Source organism: Syntrophomonas palmitatica JCM 14374 (assembly GCF_001311885.1).
Lineage (GTDB): Bacteria > Bacillota > Syntrophomonadia > Syntrophomonadales > Syntrophomonadaceae > Syntrophomonas_A > Syntrophomonas_A palmitatica.
Genome location: NZ_BBCE01000001.1, coordinates 183,408 through 203,011, shown reverse-complemented (window position 1 = coordinate 203,011; position 19,604 = coordinate 183,408). Strand labels below are relative to the sequence as shown.

Below are 19,604 nucleotides of genomic sequence, written 5' to 3'. Positions count from 1 at the left end.
CTGATATCTATGAACGACTTTTAAGCTCGGCAATCATTAACGGCAGCACTTCATAAAGATCGCCCTCGATTCCGTAGTCGGCAGCACCAAATATAGGCGCCGACTCGTCATTATTTATGGCGCATATGGTCCTGGCATCACGCAGCCCGGTCAGGTGCTGTATTTGCCCTGAAATTCCAAGGCCTATATAGAAATCGGGTTTTACCTGCCGGGCTGAAAGGCCGATACATCTGTCTTCCGACATCCAGTGCATTTCCTGTGAAATGGGTCTGGTGCAAGCCAGTTCAGCTCCTAATAGCTCAGCCAGTTCCCTGGCCATAGCCAGGTCTGCTTCTTTTTCAAACCCGCGTCCCACGCACACTATCCGCTGCGCGCCGCCTATATCGCTGCCCTCTTTGGCTTTGGCGCGCTTTTCCAGTATCTTTACGGGAGATGTCCCGGAGGAAGAGAGCCTGGTTACTTTGCCTTCCCGGCCAGGCTGCGGGGACGCTTTCTCAAAGGCATGCAGCGCAATGGTAGCCATGGATGGTTTATTTGGACAGCAGACGGTTTCAACGCCGCTGCCGCCCAAAATGGACCTCTGGCCCTCCAGGCAGTTTAATTCAGAATTCCATTGCAAACGGTGGCAGTCGCTTATCAAACCCGTATCCAACCGGCTGGCGATACGGGCCGCCAGCACTTTTAACTGCAGCCGGGCTGCTACCAATATAACTTCCGGTTTGTCCTGCAAGGCATAATCGATTATGGGTTGAATATAAGCATCCAGGGATTCTCCTTCTCCCAGGGGCGGGAGGCACAGGACCTCATCAGCGCCGCAATCAATCATAGCCTGGTTATTTTCCTCCTGCCAGGAAAAAGCGGCCAGAGGATGCTTTATTTTTTCCGCCAGCAATTTCCCCGCAAATAATAATTCCTGGCTGTTTGTAAGATTATCTGCCAGAATCCATATACCTGCCACAGTCACACCCCCCTATACAATTCCCAGTTTTTTCATCTCAGCAACGAATTCTTTAATGCCTGAGAGGTCAGGACTGAACTTGCGCACATTGCGCCTTATGCTGGATGCCCTGGCGTTGATAGTCTGCAGGCGTGGGGAGTAATCACCATTAAGTTCACTCTTTTCAATATAAACCACTGGTTTTTTGCCGGCGGCCAGGGTATCACGCAATCCCGGTATGCGCGGGGTATTAATGTCAGGAACTACGGATACCAGCAACGGCAGGGGACAGGATACCAGTTCCGCTCCTTCATCTGTTTTCCGTTCAGCTACTACCGTATTGCCTTGTATCTCAATCTTTTGCACATAACAAATACAGGGAATCCCCAATTTATCCGCCAGGCGCGGGCCTACTTGCTGGGCATAAAGGTCGGCGGAACCTTCCCCGCAGATGATTAGGTCGTACTCAATCCGGCCGGAAATGGCCTGTGCAGGAGTGAAGCGGTCTGGGAAGGTTCCAGGCCGGAAAAATCAGCATCATTTATGAAATAAGCTTTTTCCGGTCCGCGGGAAAGGGCATCCTTAATACTTTTAGTGTCTTCGGGCAGGCCCACAGTAGCCACAGCCACAGTGCCGCCATATTTTTCCGCCAAAAGTACCGCTTCCTCAATGGCGTTTTTATCATAGTCACTGATTTTATATTCGGCAAAGGACAGGTCAAGTTCTCCGGAGGTGCTGGCTTTAACATAAGCCTCATCTGCTACCCATTTGAACAAACTTAAAATCCTCAGCACAGAATCACCCCTGTTTATTTAAAATAGACGCTGAGAACGCTGAATTAAATACAATTGAACCTGATCATTTTTATTGGTTTTCTTTTGCAGTTAAGCCATTCGGCAAATTGATGTTTAAAAAGAAACCATCTGTGTGTATCTGTGAAAAACCTGTGTTCATCTGTGGTTAATCACCCTATCTCAATAGGTTATTCGCGATTACCATCCTCTGGGCTTCGGAAGTGCCTTCATATATTTCGGTTATTTTGGCATCGCGCATCAGGCGTTCTACCTTTTGGCCTTTGATATAACCATAACCGCCATGGATCTGTACAGCCTTGATAGTGTGTTTCATGCACATTTCCGCCGCAAACACCTTGGCCATGGAAGCTTCTTTGGTAAACGGCAGTCCCTGGTCTTTGAGCCAGGCAGCCTGCATGTACAGGAAACGCGCGCAGGTGATGTCGGTGGCCATATCGGCAATCCACCATTGAACAGCCTGGTTTTTAGCGATCGGTTTACCGAACTGGACCCGTTCCTTGGCGTACCGGATGGATTCTTCCAGGGCGGCCTGGGCAATACCGACAGCTTGAGCCGCTATGCCGATGCGCCCGTGGTCGAAGCAGTTCATGGCAATCTTCAAGCCCTGTCCTTCTTCGCCGAGGAGGTTGGCTTTCGGGATGCGGCAGTCCTTAAAAATAATCTCGGAGGTCTGGGAAGCGCGGATGCCCATTTTCATGAAATGCTCGCCCACCCGCAGCCCCGGGGCATCCTTGGGGACGATAAAGGCGCTCATGCCTTTGGAACCGGCTGATTTATCAGTCCAAGCGAAGGTAACAAACGTGTCAGCCACTGGCCCGTTAGAGGTGAAGGTTTTGGTGCCGTTTAAAACATATTCGTCACCATCCAAAACCGCAGTGGTAGTTGCTGCTCCCACATCAGTACCGGCGCCGGGTTCGGTCAGAGCGAACGCACCCAGATGTTTACCCTGGCATAAGGGAGTCAGGAATTTCTTCTTTTGTTCCTCGTTGCCGAAATTATTGATTGGACCCAGTGCCAGGCTGGTATGCACCGACATGGTAAAACCAGTAGCGGCACACGATTTGGAAAGTTCTTCAACAGCCAGGGCATAGGTAACGTAATCGGTTCCGCTGCCTCCGAATTCCACCGGGTAAGGCATGCCCATGTAGCCCATTTCACCCAGTTTTGCTACTACCTCAGCCGGAAAACGACTGTTCTCATCAATCTCAGCGGCAATGGGATCTACATACTTCATGGCAAATTCCCGCATATTCTGGCGAACCAGTTCTTGCTCTTCACTTAGTTTAAAATCCATTGTCCCACGCTCCTTTATCATTCTTGCTTTGAATTTTAAGGCAAGAAAAAATACTTTGTCAACAATTAATTTGTATACCAACTAATATACCGAACAGATATTTTAGAGATAAAAGCCGGAGTCAGCTTGAGTCATTATTCTGGAACCCGTATTTACGACCCCGGGTTTAGTTTGTGCAGAAGGTTTTTGAGTGATTCTCCTTCAATATCGGAAAAATTAGCGAGGGCCTTCTGATTGGCTTCAATTATAGCCTGGGTTAATGGTTCTTCTAAATTGCGGCCGGATTCGGTCAGCATTACACGTATGGCGCGGCGGTCGCGGGGATCGACCTGTTTTACTATAAAGCCTTTTTGCTCAATACGGTCCAGGATGCCGGTTATGGTGGAGCCATCCAGAAAAAGCAATTCGGCTATTTGTTTGGCGGTTTTACCATCCTCGTCCCAGAGGCACTTAAGTACGGCATACTGCCCGGGAGTTACCCCAAAAGGCGCTAATTGCGCTTTGAAAAGCTGATGTATGGATTGCTGCGCTTTGGTTAAGACAAAATTTAAGCATTGATCCAGTTCCAAGCTGGTTCACTCCCTGCAGAGGTAATAAATTATCGGAATTTGTTCACTTTTTATTTTATCAATTTATATAGGGGACGGCAAACAAGTGTTTTTGGTGGTCATAACCTGAATGAATTTAACTCCCGGTTCTCATACTAGGACTAATAATATTAGCGGAGGTTTGGGAATGTATAAAAAACGGCGTAATCTGCTGGTCTTCACCAGCTGTATTATGATAATGGCATTTATATTTTCTTTTCAGGGCAATTTTACGGGTGCGGCAGTAAATGAAAAAAATAAGCCAAACTGCTCCTGCCCGCAAAAAACAAATTGTGAGCAAAAATGTCCGCCATGCAAGAACCAGGATAATGAAAAAAATTCAGTCAAGGATGTTGTTTCCCGCCAGGTTAAGCCAAAACAACCGACAGGAGTTAAGGAAGCACCACGTGTGGATCGAACGGATTTTCCGGCCCTTTACCTGACTGATCCCTGTATACAGGGGGAATCAGTCTGGATGGTGCAGGCCCGTCTGCGGGAATTGGGTTATGACATCATACCTGATGGGGTATATTCACCCGCGACAGCCCAAACAGTGCGTCTTTTCCAGATCGCTCATGGGCTTAAAGATGATGGTATAGTCTCTGAACCGGTATGGAAGGCTCTGATGTTTTCTCCGGAGGCAGAAGCCTGTATCAGCGATAAAGGGCAGGAGAAAGAGGCGCGTATGTTGATTGTGATAGATGTGGCTACGCGCAAGTTAACCCTTTATGATGAAAACAATAAGGTTGTGAAAGAATACCCGGTAGCGTAGGGAAAAGTGAAACCCCTACACCCCTGGGAGAATGGAAAGTGGCGCAAAAATGTGTGAACTGGGGCAACGGTTTTGGTACCCGCTGGATGGGGTTGAATGTTCCCTGGGGAATTTTCGGCATACATGGCACTAACAAGCCTTATTCTATAGGAAGTTATGCTTCTCACGGCTGCATCCGCATGTTTAACCGTCAGGTGGAAGAACTGTATCCCTTGGTACCATGGGGAACGACCGTGCGTATTGTTAATAACGGCAAAATGTTTTCTCCCAATCTCAAACCGGTTAAAATCAAAAAAGGTATGAGCGGACAGCGGGTAGTATACGTGCAAAGCCGTTTAAAAGAATTGGGAATCGTTATGGATCGAGCCGACGGGAGATACGGAAACATGACTGAACTGGCGGTGAAATACTATCAGGTCTGGCACGACCTGCCTGCCACCGGCGAAATGGATGAAGCTACTTATCGGGCTATGGGAATGATTCCGTAAGAAGTAAAATGTAACGTGTGATGTGAGACAGAAAATGTAAGAGACTCAATGCTTTTCATTTACCCGCTTGAAGGTGGCCGAAGCCTTAATCTTACAGGAAATGTTGACAGAAAAATAGCGTGTCAGTATAATAAATGCAATATGCAAAATGACGATGAAAGGGAATAGTAGGCTGATCCTTGGGCTGTAGAGAACCGCTGTTTGGTGTGAGGCGGTCGAAGAGGCAAGCAGAACTCACCCTGGAGTTGCCGACCGAAATCATTTCAGAAAGTAGCTCGGACGGTACTTTCGCCGTTAAAAGGAAGGGGATATCGGATCAATTGATCCCGCATCCTGATGGAGTGAACGGCATGGGCCGTTAATTTGAGTGGTACCGCGGAGTTAAACCCTTCGTCTCAGAGTTCTGGGCGAGGGGTTTATTTTTTTGTCAAGGAGGAGAAACATCATGTTAGAATTACGAATCAACGGGTTTGGGGGGCAGGGTTCTGTTACACTGGCCCATTTGTTGGCGCAGGCGGCACTGGAAAACGGTGAACAGGGACAGGCCCTGCCTTTCTTCGGGGTAGAACGCCGCGGAGCGCCGGTACGGGCAGCAGTGCGCATATCCCCCACCACTATCCATGCGCACAGCCAATGTGAACTGCCGGATTATGTGGTAGTAATGAGTGACAAACTTACTGAAGCTGCGGTTGGCGAAGGTATTATTGAGTCTGGCACCGTAATCATCAATGCTCCCCAGGCGGTGGCTGTGGATAAGCACCCTACCTGGCAGGTAGATGCTGAAGGTATTGCCCGCGAAGCCGGATTATTTTCCGCCGACGGTCCCCTGATCAATATTCCCTTGTTTGGCGCGGTATGCCGGGTGTTGAGTATCCCGCAAAATATTATGGAACAAACCATTATGAACAAATGGCCGGGCAAAAGCGGCGAACGCAATCTGGGGCCGGCTGCCAAGGCTTATAACAGTGTTAAACAGGTTAACGCATAGCGGTCCGTTTTATATTTGGATAAGTGAAAGGAATGGAAATAATGAAATCAGTTACAAAAGCCTACCGGCCCATTTCTTGGCCGATGATGGGAGCCGGCGGCGACACCGGTTCCTGGCGGGTACACCGTCCGGTTGTTAACGATCAGATATGCACCAAATGCCAATTTTGCTGGGTATACTGCCCGGAAGCGGTAATAGATCGCCACGAAATAACCATTGATTACCGCTACTGCAAGGGATGCGGCGTATGCGCCAAGGAATGTCCCACCGGTGCAATCAGCATGGAAAAGGAGGAGTAGGCCTATGAAAGCAGCACAAGTTATAATGGCTACCGGCGCCAATGCCGCCGCTCTAGCTGTAAAATACGCCCGCGTGGACGTTGTGCCAGGCTACCCCATCACTCCTCAGACCGCCATAATGGAATACATGGCCGACATGGCTGAAAAAGGAGAGATAGACGCCCGCTTCATTCCGGTGGAAGGCGAACACAGCGTTCTGGCAGCTGCCGTGGCCGCGTCAGCTGCTGGCGCAAGGGTTTTCACAGCCACCTCGGCCAACGGCCTGCTGTATATGCATGAAGTTCTACATATGGCTTCCGGCGGACGTCTGCCAGTCGTCATGTGCAATGTCAACCGCGGGATATTTGCCCCTTGGACGCTGTGGGCCGATCATCAGGATTCATTTGCCCAGCGCGATACCGGCTGGATTCAATATCACTGTTCCTCTAACCAGGAGGTATTCAATACGATTTTGCAGGCTTTCCGAGTAGCCGAACAGATTAATATCCCGGTCATGGTTAACTTTGACGGGTTTGCGATTTCTCACTGCCTTATGCCCCTTACCCTTCCGCCGCAGGAGGATATTGACCGTTTCCTGCCTTCGTATGAACCGGAATGGCGGCTTGACCCGGCTAACCCTTCTTCATTCAGCAATGTGACCATGGCGGCTGAATACGCACCTTTCCGCCAGATGCTGTCCGATGATATTATGGCGGCTATCCCGCTGGTCAAACAGGCAGCCCAGGAATACAAGGATATCACCGGTATGTGGGATGGTGACACTATTGACACCTATCGGCTGGAAGACGCTGAAGTGGTAGCCTTTGCGGTCAACAGTATGGCGGCAGAATTAAAACTTTCCATTGATATCCTGCGGGAGCAGGGTATTAAGGCGGGGCTGCTCAGACCAAGGCTGTATCTGCCTTTCCCGACCGAGGATATAATTAATGCTTTACCGAAAAATGCGCAGGTGATGGTCTTGGATCGCAACTATAACTTCGGCCATCCCGGAGGAATTTTGGCATCCGAATTGAAAAGCGTACTCTTTGGACGACGCAATGATGTTACAGTCAAAAACCGGGTAATGGGCATAGGCGGTATCGATTTGACCCGCCGTTTCATGGCCGCCGAGATTCGTGCCATGATGGAAGAATAATAAGGCATAGACCGTGAAAGGAATGGATAGATATGACTACCAGTATTAAACAGTTACCGGATAATGAGCAGGTTTTAAGCGGCAATGGAGCCTGCGGCGGTTGTCCTGCCACTATGGCCCTGCGTATCGTGGGCAAGGCTTTGGGACCAAACGCCATTATGCTTCTGACCCCTGCCTGCGCCGTAGCCAGTATGGGCATGACCCCACGGCTGGGCTACAACTGGCCCTGTATTAATATAACCTTTGCTTCGGCTGGCTCATCGGCTTCTGGTATTATCCACGCGGTGGAAATAATGAAGGAGAAGGGCCGTCTGCAGGGCGAGGTACCCACGGTGTTTAGCTGGGTGGGTGATGGGGGTACTTATGACATCGGTTTTCAGGCACTTTCTGCCGCTGCCGAACGCAACGAAAATATTATTCATTTTTGCTATAACAATGAAGCTTACAGCAACACCGGCGTGCAGCGCAGCGGAGCCACCCCGCGCGGCACGTGGACTACCACCACCCCTACCGGCAAGCGCCAGCCCAAGAAAAACATGGCCCGGCTGATGCTGGAGCATAATATTCCCTATGTAGCTACAGCCACCGTGGCTTACCCCGGCGACCTGTACGACAAGGTGGTAAAAGCCAAAAGCATTCGGGGCATGAAATACATCGAAATTCTCGCCCCCTGCTATTTGGGCTGGCAGTTCGATATGCCTGAAACCGTGCAGATGAGCCGTATGGCTGTGCGCAGCGGCGCTTGGTTGTTATGGGAAGCGGAAAATGGCAAGATCAGCTTTAATAACCCCACCTCGCATATCATCAGCGGTAAAAAAGAGGCTGAACCGGTGAACGAATACCTTATGAAACAGGGGCGTTTCAGCCGCCTGCTTAAAGGCCCTGACGCCGCGGAGCGCATGGCTGAGATCCAGGGTGATATCGATCGCGAAATCGCATTTATGCGGGAACGGGCCAAGATTACAATTTAGTTTTCGTTAATGCAAAATATTTAAAGGAAATTGTTAGCTTATGCTGAATATATATTTATTGCGACAAGTTATTGAGTTGTCAGTATAAGCTGTAAGGGGAGGCAAGTAATATGGCTGATGAAATTCAACTGGTGGTATTCGTATTAAAGGAAAATGAACTGATGTGCGAATATGGGGTTCCTATTACCCAGGTGCAGGAGATAATAACTATGGCCAAGCCTACAAAATTGCCTCAGGCCCCTGATTTTGTGGAAGGAATCATTAACCTGCGGGGGAAGATTATTCCCATAATTGATTTAAAAAAGCGTTTCCATATGGGGGCTTCAGAAATTACCAGTGACACCCGCAGTGTAGTCGTTGAGGTTGAGGGACAGACCGTTGGCATTATCGTGATGAAGTCAGCGAAGTTCTCAGGTTGTCAAAGGATAACATAGAACCTGCTCCTGCTATAATTGGGGGCATCAATGATGAATATCTGACCGGAGTAGGAAAACTGGACGGGCGTCTGTTAATTCTTCTTGATATGGATAAAATATTAAGTGACAGTGAAAAATCTGACCTGGTTGGGCTGGAAGGCGTCAAATAAATAGGAATGGTTTTAAATATGATTATACATGCCTTGAGGCCAGGAAAGGTTTCAAGGCTTTGTTTTTAGGAAGGTTTATGGGATGCTGATTGGTGTGGATATAATTGATATAGACAGGATTCAGGCTGCGGCAGCGAGAACCCCCCGATTTTTATATCGTTTGTTTACGGAACGGGAATTAAGCTATTGTATGAACAAGGCCAATCCCTATCCTTCTTTGGCGGCACGTTTTGCCGCCAAAGAAGCCTTTAGAAAACTTGATTCCGTTTTAAGTCGGGGCATAGGATTTCAAGATGTAGAGGTTATAGTAAATAATATTGGGAAACCTGAACTGGTGCTGCATGGTCAGGCTCTGGAAAAGTGCCGACAAGCAAACATAAGAAATTTTGCATTAAGTCTGTCCCATTCCAGGAATCAAGCCGTAGCAGCGCTTATTGCGGAGAAGGGGTGATAAACGGTGAAGTTGCTTTATGCTCAGGAGATGCGAGAAATAGACCGGAGAGCCAGCAGTGAATATGATATTCCCAGCATAATTCTTATGGAAAACGCGGGATTAAGAGTAGTGGAAGTTGTAGAAGAAATGCTGGGCGACCCCAGAAACAAACGGGTTGTAGTCCTGGCCGGGAAAGGCAACAACGGCGGCGACGGGCTGGTAGCAGCGCGTCATCTTATAAATTGCGGGGCGCAGGTCGAGACTTTCCTGTTGGGTAATGAAAATGAATTAACGCCTGATGCAGGCCGGAATTTTGCGATACTCTCTAAAATGAAAGCCGATATTTTTCCTTTGCTGGAGGAAACTGATTTGGATAACTTGATGTTGTCGCTTCTGGCCAGTGATATTATAGTTGATGCTATATACGGCATTGGCTTTAAAGGGAGCTTAAATGATTTTGTAGCCCAGGTGGTGCGCATGGTCAATTGGTGCCGCGCTCCGGTAGTGGCTGTGGATATACCTTCGGGGGTGGAAGCTGATACGGGCAAGGTGCATGGAGAAGCTATTCAGGCTGCCCACACGGTTAGTTTTGCCCTGCCTAAAGTGGGTCTGGTTTTGGAACCGGGGAAGGAGTATGTAGGGACCCTCAGCGTAGCGGATATTTCAATTCCCCGCGCCTTGCTGGAAGATCAGGCTTTAACAACCAACCTTATTAACGAGGCTATGGTGGCGCCATGGCTTAATCCGCGCCACCCTGATTCGCATAAAGGCAGCTATGGTCATACCCTGGTGGTGGGCGGGTCGCTTGGTTTGAGCGGGGCGGTTATCATGAGTTCCATGGCGGCTTTGCGCTGCGGCAGCGGCCTGGTTACTGCCGCTATCCCGGAATCCATTTTACCGATAGTAGAAAACGCTATGGTTGAAGTTATGACAACACCCCTAAGTGAAACCGGGCAGATGTCGATAGCCTTAGAAGCCCTGCCAGCCATTGAAAATCTCCTGGGGACAGCTTCGGTTTGTGCGATTGGACCTGGAATGTCCCGCTATACTGAAGCCGGCGCCATTGTGCGGTCGGTTTTACAAAAGGCGGGCATCCCGGTAATTATAGATGCAGACGGTCTGAATGCCCTGGCTAAAGACACCAGCATACTTAAGAACCGGCAGATACCTATAGTATTGACCCCGCATCCCGGGGAAATGGCGCGCCTGATCGGAAAAAGCATTGAAGAGGTTCAATCCGACCGCATTCAACTGACCCGGACCATGGCCAAGGAATGGGGGGTTAGTGTAGTTTTAAAAGGCAATAAGACCGTGGTGGCCAACCCCTGGGGTGAGGTTTATGTAAATATTACCGGTAATCCGGGTATGGCAACAGCCGGCAGCGGTGATGTGCTGACCGGCATAATTGCCGGACTAATTGCCCAGGGGGTGAACCCGCACCAGGCAGCTTGTGCCGGTGTATATCTGCATGGTCTGGCTGGAGATAAGGCGGCAGAATATAAAGGTGAGAGAGGCTTGATAGCAGGTGATCTGATTAATTGCCTGCCGGAAGTATTGAAACAATTTGAACAATAAATATAGGAGGTGGCATTATGCTGGCGCGAGATATTATGACGCGTGAGGTTATAACCGCGCATCCAGAGGAGAAAATAGAAGAAGTAACCCGTTTGATGCTGGAAAACAAAATCAGCGGCATTCCGGTAGTTAACCAGCAGGGGCATGTTCTGGGCATTATTACCGAAAAGGACTTGATGATCAAGGCCAGTGAATTAAAGGTTCCGTTTTATGTAACCCTGTTTGACAGCATTATCTTCCTGGAAAATCCTTTGCGCTTTAATAATGATTTAAAAAAATATACCGCTTCCCGGGTGAAAGATGTTATGAATACTAAAATACAGGCTGTAGAGGAAGATACTCCGGTCAGCAAAATAGTGGAGCTTATGCAGAGCCGGGGCATCAACCGGGTTCCGGTATTAAGGAACGGAAAACTGGTGGGAATTATCACCCGTAATGATATTTTAAAGTCTCTGGTGAAAACAAATGGATAATAGCAGGCCAACCTGGGCAGAAATAGATTTAACAGCTATCAAACACAACCTGAAGACCATACGCAAAGCGGCAGGTGATGCCGGGGTTATGGCGGTAGTCAAAGCCAACGCCTACGGGCATGGTGTTCTGGAAGTCAGCCGGGCCTGTCAGGAGGCAGGTATAGACTACTTCGGGGTAGCCAGCTTGCAGGAAGCTCTGGAATTAAAAGAATCTAAACTTGAAGCCCCGGTTTTAGTCCTGGGCCATATCCCCGAGGGATACGCCACGGCAGCAATCAAGGCGGGGGTAAGAACCTGCATATTCACACTGGATTCGGCGCAAGCCTTTTCAGAAGCGGCGCTGGCATTGGGGAGCAAAGCGCGGGTGCATTTGAAGGTTGATACCGGAATGGGCCGTTTGGGATTTGCTGTAAGCGAGGAAAGCCTGGAACAGATCATACAAATCAGCCGTTTGCAAGGTGTTGAACTGGAGGGCATATTTACTCATTTCGCAGAAGCGGACGCTGAAGATGAAAGTTTTACCAGGCAGCAGCTTGAGCAGTTTGCGGGGTTAATTGGCGAACTTGATAGCCGCGGAGTGTCAATCCCAATAAAGCATTGCGCTAACAGCGCCGCGGTTTTCCGCTATCCTGAAGCCGTTTTCAATCTGGTCAGAGCCGGTATTGTACTGTATGGACTAAATCCTTCGCCAGTTGTAGCCCGGCAGCGTTTCGATCTGATTCCGGCCATGACTTTAAAAAGCAGGATTAGTTTCGTAAAGGTGCTTCCTGGTGGTTGTCCGGTAAGCTACGGGCGCACGTACTATTGTCAGGGTGAGACTCGGGTAGCTACAGTACCGATAGGTTATGCCGATGGCTACAGCCGACTCTTATCCAACCGGGCCTGGGCGGTGGTCAGAGGGCAAAAAGTTCCTTTAATTGGAACCGTATGTATGGATCAGTGTATGTTTGATGTCAGTGGGGTAGAGGGAATTCAGGCAGGAGATGAAGTTATACTATTTGGCCGTGAGGAAGACGGGGTCACTGCAGACGACCTGGCGGCCATTATCGGGACCATTAATTATGAGGTGATTTGTTCACTGAGCCCCAGAGTAGCCCGAACATTCAAGGGTTAAAGGCTTAATGTAATTATTGGATTTGCGGGTTGGCAAGCTCATTCATTATAATAAACCTGACGGTATATATATGTGTGGAGGTGCTCATTTTGCCAGCCTCGAAAAGGATTATCATAACGGTCCCGGAAAACCTCCTCTGTGAAGTTGATGATATGGTGATTCTGGAAAGCAAAAATCGCAGCCAGCTTGTACGAGAGGCTTTAGGATTTTATCTTGGGGAGCGGAAAAGGAAATTGAAAATAGAATACATGAAAAAGGGATACCTGGAAATGGCGGAAATTAATCTGGGTATAGCCGGCGAAAGCATGTATGGGAAGAAGAGGCCCATGTAAACTGCATAGAAAAACTTTTGGAGTGATAATCTGAATGATCAAAAGAGGCGAAATATATTTTGCCCAGTTAAACCCTGTAATAGGTTCTGAACAGGGTGGAATCAGACCGGTGCTGGTTGTGCAAAATGATATCGGCAACCAGTACAGCCCCACAACGATAATACTGGCTATTACATCGCAGATCAACAAGGCCAAACTGCCGACTCATGTGGAATTAGACGCCAAAAGCTATGGACTAGAAAGGGATTCGGTTATTCTGGCCGAACAGATTCGAACCATTGACAAAAGCAGGCTGAAACAGCGCATCGCCGCCTTGAGCCATGAAACCATGGACAAAGTGGACCAGGCTTTAAAGATCAGTATGGGCCTGGAGGAAATCTGAGCTACATAGCTACATAGCAAAATAAGGTAGCATAAAAGGCAGGTTCTATTGCGGAACCTGCCTTTCTATATTGTTAATAAAAACATTGGGGTGGGAGAATGCGGCCCAAAATTGGTATAACGGCTGATTATCAAATGGAGGATAATGATTATACCCTGCGCGATTATTATGTCAGCGCTGTTCACGCGGCTGGCGGAGTAGCATTAATAATACCGCCCGCAGATGAATTAGGTTTGCTGGAGGATTACATTGGTTATTGTCACGGCTTTATCCTTTCCGGGGGCGGTGATATTGATCCCTTTTACTGGGGGGAATTGCCCGGAAATGAGCAGGGGGAAATTAATCCCCGGCGCGATACCTTCGAACTGGCATTGGCCCGTACTTTAATCGAGCGGGATGTACCGCTCATGGGTATATGCAGGGGATGCCAGGTAATAAATGTAGCCGCCGGGGGCAGCTTATACCAGCACATTACCGGTTCACTGGCTCATTGTCAAAAAGCCCCCAGGAATTATCCCTTTCATGATATATTAATAGCATCAGGTTCAATCCTGGCCAACCTGTTTGCGGCTGAAAATATAAGGGTTAACAGTTTTCATCACCAGGCCGTAAAACAAGCGGGTCAGAATCTCATAATAAGCGCCCAGGCTTTGGATGGAACAGTTGAAGCTGTTGAGGGCAGTTTAAACCTGTTCCTGTTAGGGGTGCAGTGGCATCCTGAATGTTTGGCTGACGAATATTCCGCGCGGCTTTTTCAGGCTCTGGTTGATGCCGCCAGGAGGTATATGCATAGATAACAGGTAGAATTACCCGTGAACAGATGGGTAAGCCTTGTCATAAGATATTGATGTAAGGGGAGAACTGCGATGATAGCAATTAAAGGCGGCAAAATAATTACCATGAACCAGGGCAAAACCATTGATAATGGGATTATCCTGATTGAGAATGACATTATAAAGGCGGTGTCCGGTAAACATCGCTTGCCTGCGGGATGTGAAATCATCGATGCCAGCGGCAAATGGATAACCCCAGGCTTTATTGACGCCCATACCCATATTGGCCTGGAAGAAGAAATTTACCGCGTGGAAGGCGATGATGTAAACGAAGTCAGCGACCCGCTTACCCCGCATTTGCAGGCTGTGGATGGAGTTAATTGCGCTGATTTAGCGTTCAGGGACGCTCTCCGGGGAGGAGTCACCCGTTCTATGAGTATGCCGGGCAGCGCTAATATAATTGGTGGTCAGGCGGTTCTTCTCAAACACCTGGCTCCAACTGCGGCGGCTATGGCAGACCGGAACCCCTGGGGTTTGAAAGCGGCCCTGGGAGAAAATCCTAAACGGGTTTATGCAGGACAGAAGAAAACCCCGATGACCAGGATGGCCAGCGCCAGTTTGCTGCGGGAATCTTTTTATAACGCGGCCCGGGCACTGGAAAAGGATGAAAAAGATAACAAGGATTATTACAAGCAGCAGCCATTGTTCAGGGTTTTGAAACATGAAATGCCGCTTTTGCTTCACGCCCATCGCGCTGATGATATTATGACCGCGATACGCATCAGGGATGAATTTGGGTTCAAACTGGTTATTCAGCATGGCACCGAAGCTCATTTGATAGCTGATGAACTGGTGAAAAGGGAGATACCTGTATGCCTGGGGCCGCTTCTGACCAATCGTGCCAAGGTGGAAATGAAGGAAGTCGCGTTTCGCAATGCCCGCCTCCTGGCAGAGAGAGGCGTAGAGTTCTGCCTCATAACCGATCATCCGGTAATACCTATCGAACATCTGCGGGTATGTGCGGCCCTGACCGTTAGGGAAGGTTTGGATGAAAACCTGGCTTTGGCAGCCCTGACCAGTAATGCCGCTAAAATTATAAGACTGGATGATGAACTTGGCAGTCTGCAGACAGGGAAAAAGGCAGACCTGGTTATATTTGACGGCCATCCCTTCGATTTTCGTTCCCGGGTTAAGATGGCCATGGTTGACGGCTTAATTTGGAGGGATGAAGGTGAATAAGGGGGACCTCTTTTCTATCTACCTGGATGGGGTAATGATGACCGTATGTGTGCTGGGTTTCTACAGCGAGGAATACAGTGGCGAAGAAATGGCCATACTCGCTATAGTCAGCCAGGAGAATATGGTGCACATGCCTTTGGAAGATCTGGAGGTTCTGTTTCCTAAGCGTAGATTCATAAACTAGAGTAAAACCAAGTGAAAAGGGGACCATTCAACACAGATGTGTCGTGGGGACGGTCTTTTTAACACGGCAAAGCCATGTTTAAAAGACCGTCCCCACAGTTTTCTCCCTTCCATAATTTGCTTCAAGGATTCACCGGATTTGCAGAGAATAGGTTTTAATTATAATATTTACTGCCTGTATAAATTTAATAGTTTAAGAGGTGAAGTTATTGAAAGGGAGATACCGGTTAGGGCCGGTTATTATAATCTTGGCCCTGAGTCTCTTCTGGGCCTGTACATATGCAACTGAAAACGCGCAAGGAGCAGCAGACCCTAAAGTCTCTATCAACGGCAGGCTGCGCCAATTTGAAACCCCGCCCCAGATTGCCAATGATCGTGTCATGGTGCCGCTGCGCTTTGTGATTGAGGATGAGGCCTTGCGGGGTCAGGTGTACTGGGATGCGGCACAGCAAAAGGTTGCCCTGGACTGCCGGGGAAAATACATAGAAATGTATATCGGCAACCGTACGGCTCGAGTTGATGGAAAAGACGTATATTTTGATTCCCCGCCGTACATTTTTAACAATCGCACTTATATTCCCCTGCGCTTCTTAAGCGAAAGTCTCGGTGCCAGCGTGTATTGGAATCAGGCTTTGTGGCAGGTGGAGATAAATATGCCTGGCAAACTGGAGGTCTTAGCTTATTACTATCTGCGGCCCGGGAAGAACTGCTGAGTAATGCACATCTTTTTACCGATGTAGCGTTTCGCTGGTTTAAGACTGATCCCCAGGGACATTTGAGTTATGAATATAAGGATGATTATGCGGGTATGCTGGCCCTGGCCCGGCAGCAGGGTCTAAAAACGCATGCCAGCGTTGTCTTGATGGGCAAAGATCCTCTGCATGAACTGCTGTCCCAGCCGAAGAACCGTGCCTTGCTTATCAGCAACCTCTTGGATGAGGTTAACCGCAACGGCTATGACGGGGTTAATATCGATTTTGAGTTGATGGGTTCTGCGGATGCGAATTTATTTACGAATTTTTTGCAGGAATTAAAAAACTCTCTGGGTAACAAAACCTTGTCAGTTGCCGTGTTTGCCCGCACCAGCAAGGACCGTTGGGCTACTCCCTACGAGTATGCCAGGATTGGCAAGATTGCTGACCGGGTTGTGGTTATGGCCTACGATTATCACTATGCCACCAGTTCGGCCGGAGCGGTGGCTCCCCTGTGGTGGGTTAAAGATGTAGTTAGCTATATGTGCTCTTGTATTCCCCGGGAAAAGATTTTACTGGGTATGCCTACATACGGTTATAATTGGCCGCAAGGGGCTAATGCCGCTACCGTAACCGCGAAAAAACTGGCCGATATAATGAACCGCTACCAGGTAACCGCAGATTTTGATCAGGAAACCATGAGCCCTCATTATGTGTATTGGGATGAAAATGGGATTAAACACGATATCTGGATGGAGAATGAACAGAGCCTGAAGGCCAAATGGGAACAGGCCGCCGCCAGTAATCTCGGGGGTGTATCCTTCTGGCGGATAGGAACAGGCTTTACTGATCTGTATAGGGTTTTGGAGCAGAATCAATGAGTTGAGAGCAACAGACTGCCACAGATTAACACAGATTATTAACTGTGGGGTAAGATAAAGAGTTGAAGTTAATTATGGAATTGAATTATCAGTTATCTTTAAGCCAATACCTGTGTGTGTGTTGGCTTTTACTCTGTATAGCACAATGAAAGCAGTGGAAATTAGCTCCGGGAAAGATTAGAATGAAGCCGGAGGGGAGAAAATGACTATTGAACAACCTGATCTGTTTGGCTTGGAGGAACCCAAGCCGGTAATGGAACCAACTCCGCCTGCAGACAATGCTGACAATAAAATATATGTTCCGTTTCTTCCCGGGGTTAAAGCCGAGGACTCCTTTCAGCAGCTGAACAGTTTGGCAGAATTAGCCCGGCAGGCCCAAAAATGTGAACGGTGTCGTCTTAGAAGCGGCTGCAGTCAGGTGGTCTTTGGCGAAGGTAATCCCCAGTCCCGTATTGTTTTTATCGGGGAGGGGCCGGGACAGGATGAGGATATACAGGGTCGGCCTTTTGTGGGCAAGGCAGGGCAGCTTTTAAACAAGATTTTAGAAGCTGCTGATTTTTCCCGCCCCGAGGTTTATATCTGCAATGTGGTTAAGTGCCGCCCTCCCGGCAATCGTTTACCCAACCCGGATGAGGTTAAAGAGTGCTCTAAATGGCTGGAGGCGCAAATACGGATACTTAAACCGCAGATTATTGTCTGCCTGGGCGCTATGGCCAGTAAGGTGGTCATCGATCCAAATGCGCAAATATCAAAGATTCGGGGTAACTGGTTTAACCGCCAGGGTGTACGAATTATGGCTACGTTTCACCCCGCGGCCCTTCTGCGTAATGAAGCCTATAAACGGCCTACCTGGGAAGACTTCAAACAGATTCGCGACCTGTATAAAAAAATGAACGCAAAAGAGACTGATATATAAAAGAGTTTAATTAAAAAAGTATTCTACTTGAGGTGTATATGTGGAGATAAAAGTGTACAGTGAAGGAGAAATGGAGAGTCTGGGAGAAGCTATATCCAAAGTCATTGCGCCAGGTGATTTGATTTATATTATAGGGGAACTGGGAGCGGGAAAAACTACGTTAACCAGGGGGATCGCCAGGGGCTTGGGTTACAGCGGCAGGGTGACCAGTCCTACTTTTACGTTGATGAATATGTATCCTGCTGATCCTGAAATTTGTCATTTTGATTTTTACCGATTGCAGGAAGAGGAATTAACCGACCTGGGCCTTAATGATTACCTGGAACGAGACGCGGTAAGCATTGTGGAATGGCCGCAGACCGGGACAGGAGTATTACCCGGCGAAGCTTTGTTTATTAAGATCGAATTATGTGATGATGATTATGAACGAGAAAGATTGGTATCGGTATCAGCTTGTGGTTTGCGTTATGAAAGGAAATTAGAGGAGTTACGGCAATATGCAGGTATTAGCCATTGACAGCGCTACTCCCGTGGCTGGAGTGGCGCTGCTTGATAACGGAATACTGATAAGGGAAGAGTTCAGCAACTATAAGAAAAACCATTCGGAAACCCTAATGCCCATGGTTGACCAGGTCTTGCATGAAACAGACCGGAAGCTGCAGGATATAACCGCTCTGGCGGTTACTATAGGACCAGGATCGTTTACAGGCCTGCGTATCGGCCTGGCGCTGGTTAAAGGGCTGGCCCTGGCAGCTAGAATTCCGGTGGTGGGGATTTCCACTTTGGAGGTTCTGGCTCATAATATTTGCGAGAGCAATGCCCTGATTTGCCCGCTTCTAGATGCGCGCAAAAATGAGGTTTATTGCGGGTTCTACACCAGCGAGAGTGGAGGAGGACCCCGCCGGCTGCTAAAAGACGCGGCCTGTTCGCCGCAGGAATTTATAGAAAAAGCCCTGGAGGTAACCGAGAAAAACGGGCTTCAAACCATAACCCTGTTGGGGGAGGGTTTTTACCCTTATGCGGAAGCGTTTGGCCAGGGGTTGGGAGAAAAAATGAGACTGGCGGGTGCGCATTTGATGCTGCCCCGAGCTTCGGCTCTGGCTGATTTGGCGGTAAAAAGGGTGATACAAGGAGATTTTGATAATCCCCTGGGATTAAAACCATATTATATAAGATTATCTGAAGCAGAATATCGGTTAGGGAGGGGAGAGCTTTGATGCTAAACCGCGATTTCATAATTCGCAAAATGACTGAGCAGGATATCGATGAAGTAACCAGGATAGAACGGGAGTCGTTTACCCTTCCCTGGTCTCGGGATTCCTACATAGGTGAGCTGAAGAACAGTTTTGCTTCATACCTGATTTGCGATTATGAAGGTGATGTTGCCGGATATGGAGGGGTGTGGGTGGTTTTTGAAGAAGCTCATATCACCAATGTAGCCGTGGCTCCAATCTATAGAAAGCGCGGCATGGGCCGGGCTCTTATGGAGGAACTGGAAAAGATCGCGAAAGATAAAAAAGCTGTTCGCATATTGCTGGAGGTACGCCCGTCCAATACCCCGGCTTTAAACATGTACCGCAGCCGGGGCTATTTGCCAACCGGCATACGCACCGCTTACTATTCGGATAACGGCGAAGACGCTATTTTAATGACCAAGTTATTGTTTTAAAATTTATGAAATCAACTTGCTCAACTTAACCCATGGAAAGCATAACGCTTTATCCCAACCAGGGTGTAAG

The 19,604-nt window shown here is 48.4% G+C and carries 26 protein-coding genes, 1 pseudogene and 1 other annotated feature; of the genes and pseudogenes, 22 read left to right on the top strand and 5 right to left on the bottom strand.

Annotated elements, in window-relative coordinates; genetic code table 11:
* Positions 1–7: 7 nt before the first annotated feature.
* From JCM14374_RS01150 to JCM14374_RS01135, 5 genes are all read right to left on the bottom strand, one after another.
* A complete protein-coding gene (locus tag JCM14374_RS01150) occupies positions 8–958 on the bottom strand; it encodes an electron transfer flavoprotein subunit alpha/FixB family protein (RefSeq protein ID WP_054692301.1) in 951 nt (316 codons plus the stop codon).
* 12 nt (positions 959–970) lie between these two features.
* Entirely contained in the window at positions 971–1,390 is a 420-nt protein-coding gene (locus JCM14374_RS15015; RefSeq protein ID WP_278279208.1) for an electron transfer flavoprotein subunit beta/FixA family protein, read from the bottom strand.
* A gap of 2 nt (positions 1,391–1,392) precedes the next feature.
* A complete protein-coding gene (locus JCM14374_RS15010; protein WP_278279204.1) occupies positions 1,393–1,731 on the bottom strand; it encodes an electron transfer flavoprotein subunit beta/FixA family protein in 339 nt (112 codons plus the stop codon).
* A 175-nt stretch (positions 1,732–1,906) separates the two neighbouring features.
* Positions 1,907–3,046 (bottom strand): acyl-CoA dehydrogenase, encoded by a 1,140-nt coding sequence (locus JCM14374_RS01140; protein ID WP_054692298.1) that lies wholly within the window; start codon positions 3,044–3,046, stop codon positions 1,907–1,909.
* 152 nt (positions 3,047–3,198) lie between these two features.
* Positions 3,199–3,615 carry a MarR family winged helix-turn-helix transcriptional regulator gene (locus JCM14374_RS01135; protein WP_054692295.1) on the bottom strand — a complete coding sequence of 139 codons (417 nt, stop codon included), beginning with the start codon at positions 3,613–3,615 and terminating at the stop codon, positions 3,199–3,201.
* 166 nt (positions 3,616–3,781) lie between these two features.
* On the opposite strand from JCM14374_RS01135, the gene JCM14374_RS01130 reads away from it, so the two are divergent.
* From JCM14374_RS01130 to rimI, 22 genes and pseudogenes are all read left to right on the top strand, one after another.
* Entirely contained in the window at positions 3,782–4,405 is a 624-nt protein-coding gene (locus tag JCM14374_RS01130) for a L,D-transpeptidase family protein (protein WP_054692292.1), read from the top strand.
* Between the two features lie 38 nt (positions 4,406–4,443).
* A complete protein-coding gene (locus tag JCM14374_RS01125; RefSeq protein WP_054692289.1) occupies positions 4,444–4,893 on the top strand; it encodes a L,D-transpeptidase family protein in 450 nt (149 codons plus the stop codon).
* Positions 4,894–5,038: 145 nt separating this feature from the next.
* Positions 5,039–5,294, top strand: a binding site (T-box leader).
* A gap of 44 nt (positions 5,295–5,338) precedes the next feature.
* Complete coding sequence (locus JCM14374_RS01120) at positions 5,339–5,881, top strand: 2-oxoacid:acceptor oxidoreductase family protein (protein WP_054692286.1); 543 nt, start codon at positions 5,339–5,341, stop codon at positions 5,879–5,881.
* Positions 5,882–5,922: 41 nt separating this feature from the next.
* Positions 5,923–6,180, top strand: a complete 258-nt coding sequence (locus JCM14374_RS01115; protein WP_054692398.1) for a 4Fe-4S binding protein — start codon at positions 5,923–5,925, stop codon at positions 6,178–6,180.
* Between the two features lie 4 nt (positions 6,181–6,184).
* On the top strand, positions 6,185–7,315 hold the full coding sequence (locus JCM14374_RS01110) for a hypothetical protein (RefSeq protein WP_054692282.1): 1,131 nt from the start codon (positions 6,185–6,187) through the stop codon (positions 7,313–7,315).
* A 32-nt stretch (positions 7,316–7,347) separates the two neighbouring features.
* Positions 7,348–8,286, top strand: a complete 939-nt coding sequence (locus JCM14374_RS01105; protein WP_054692279.1) for a thiamine pyrophosphate-dependent enzyme — start codon at positions 7,348–7,350, stop codon at positions 8,284–8,286.
* Between the two features lie 110 nt (positions 8,287–8,396).
* Positions 8,397–8,872: pseudogene (locus tag JCM14374_RS01100) on the top strand (chemotaxis protein CheW).
* A gap of 82 nt (positions 8,873–8,954) precedes the next feature.
* Positions 8,955–9,323, top strand: coding sequence for a holo-ACP synthase (gene acpS, locus JCM14374_RS01095; protein WP_054692276.1), 369 nt, complete (start codon positions 8,955–8,957; stop codon positions 9,321–9,323).
* 6 nt (positions 9,324–9,329) lie between these two features.
* Positions 9,330–10,880, top strand: a complete 1,551-nt coding sequence (locus JCM14374_RS01090) for a bifunctional ADP-dependent NAD(P)H-hydrate dehydratase/NAD(P)H-hydrate epimerase (protein WP_054692273.1) — start codon at positions 9,330–9,332, stop codon at positions 10,878–10,880.
* Positions 10,881–10,897: 17 nt separating this feature from the next.
* Entirely contained in the window at positions 10,898–11,353 is a 456-nt protein-coding gene (locus JCM14374_RS01085) for a CBS domain-containing protein (RefSeq protein ID WP_054692270.1), read from the top strand.
* Entirely contained in the window at positions 11,346–12,467 is a 1,122-nt protein-coding gene (gene alr / locus JCM14374_RS01080; protein ID WP_054692269.1) for an alanine racemase, read from the top strand. Before JCM14374_RS01085 ends, alr begins: the two co-directional genes overlap by 8 nt.
* A gap of 89 nt (positions 12,468–12,556) precedes the next feature.
* The gene (locus tag JCM14374_RS01075; protein WP_054692266.1) at positions 12,557–12,799 is read left to right on the top strand and encodes a CopG family ribbon-helix-helix protein; all 243 of its coding nucleotides are present in this window, start codon (positions 12,557–12,559) and stop codon (positions 12,797–12,799) included.
* 34 nt (positions 12,800–12,833) lie between these two features.
* A complete protein-coding gene (locus JCM14374_RS01070) occupies positions 12,834–13,181 on the top strand; it encodes a type II toxin-antitoxin system PemK/MazF family toxin (protein WP_054692263.1) in 348 nt (115 codons plus the stop codon).
* A 98-nt stretch (positions 13,182–13,279) separates the two neighbouring features.
* On the top strand, positions 13,280–13,978 hold the full coding sequence (locus tag JCM14374_RS01065) for a gamma-glutamyl-gamma-aminobutyrate hydrolase family protein (RefSeq protein ID WP_054692260.1): 699 nt from the start codon (positions 13,280–13,282) through the stop codon (positions 13,976–13,978).
* Positions 13,979–14,047: 69 nt separating this feature from the next.
* Positions 14,048–15,193, top strand: a complete 1,146-nt coding sequence (locus JCM14374_RS01060; protein ID WP_054692257.1) for an amidohydrolase — start codon at positions 14,048–14,050, stop codon at positions 15,191–15,193.
* A complete protein-coding gene (locus tag JCM14374_RS01055; RefSeq protein ID WP_054692252.1) occupies positions 15,186–15,377 on the top strand; it encodes a hypothetical protein in 192 nt (63 codons plus the stop codon). The genes JCM14374_RS01060 and JCM14374_RS01055 overlap by 8 nt, the downstream gene beginning before the upstream one ends.
* A 208-nt stretch (positions 15,378–15,585) precedes the next feature.
* On the top strand, positions 15,586–16,089 hold the full coding sequence (locus JCM14374_RS01050) for a copper amine oxidase N-terminal domain-containing protein (RefSeq protein ID WP_054692246.1): 504 nt from the start codon (positions 15,586–15,588) through the stop codon (positions 16,087–16,089).
* Positions 16,011–16,949, top strand: coding sequence for a glycosyl hydrolase family 18 protein (locus JCM14374_RS01045; protein WP_172674116.1), 939 nt, complete (start codon positions 16,011–16,013; stop codon positions 16,947–16,949). Before JCM14374_RS01050 ends, JCM14374_RS01045 begins: the two co-directional genes overlap by 79 nt.
* A gap of 202 nt (positions 16,950–17,151) precedes the next feature.
* Entirely contained in the window at positions 17,152–17,865 is a 714-nt protein-coding gene (locus JCM14374_RS01040; protein WP_083453787.1) for a uracil-DNA glycosylase, read from the top strand.
* Between the two features lie 40 nt (positions 17,866–17,905).
* Complete coding sequence (tsaE, locus tag JCM14374_RS01035; protein WP_054692241.1) at positions 17,906–18,382, top strand: tRNA (adenosine(37)-N6)-threonylcarbamoyltransferase complex ATPase subunit type 1 TsaE; 477 nt, start codon at positions 17,906–17,908, stop codon at positions 18,380–18,382.
* Positions 18,363–19,082, top strand: coding sequence for a tRNA (adenosine(37)-N6)-threonylcarbamoyltransferase complex dimerization subunit type 1 TsaB (gene tsaB, locus JCM14374_RS01030; protein WP_054692237.1), 720 nt, complete (start codon positions 18,363–18,365; stop codon positions 19,080–19,082). Before tsaE ends, tsaB begins: the two co-directional genes overlap by 20 nt.
* Positions 19,082–19,534: a ribosomal protein S18-alanine N-acetyltransferase gene (gene rimI / locus JCM14374_RS01025; protein ID WP_054692390.1), complete on the top strand. Its 453-nt coding sequence runs from the start codon at positions 19,082–19,084 to the stop codon at positions 19,532–19,534. The genes tsaB and rimI overlap by 1 nt, the downstream gene beginning before the upstream one ends.
* Positions 19,535–19,604: the final 70 nt, after the last annotated feature.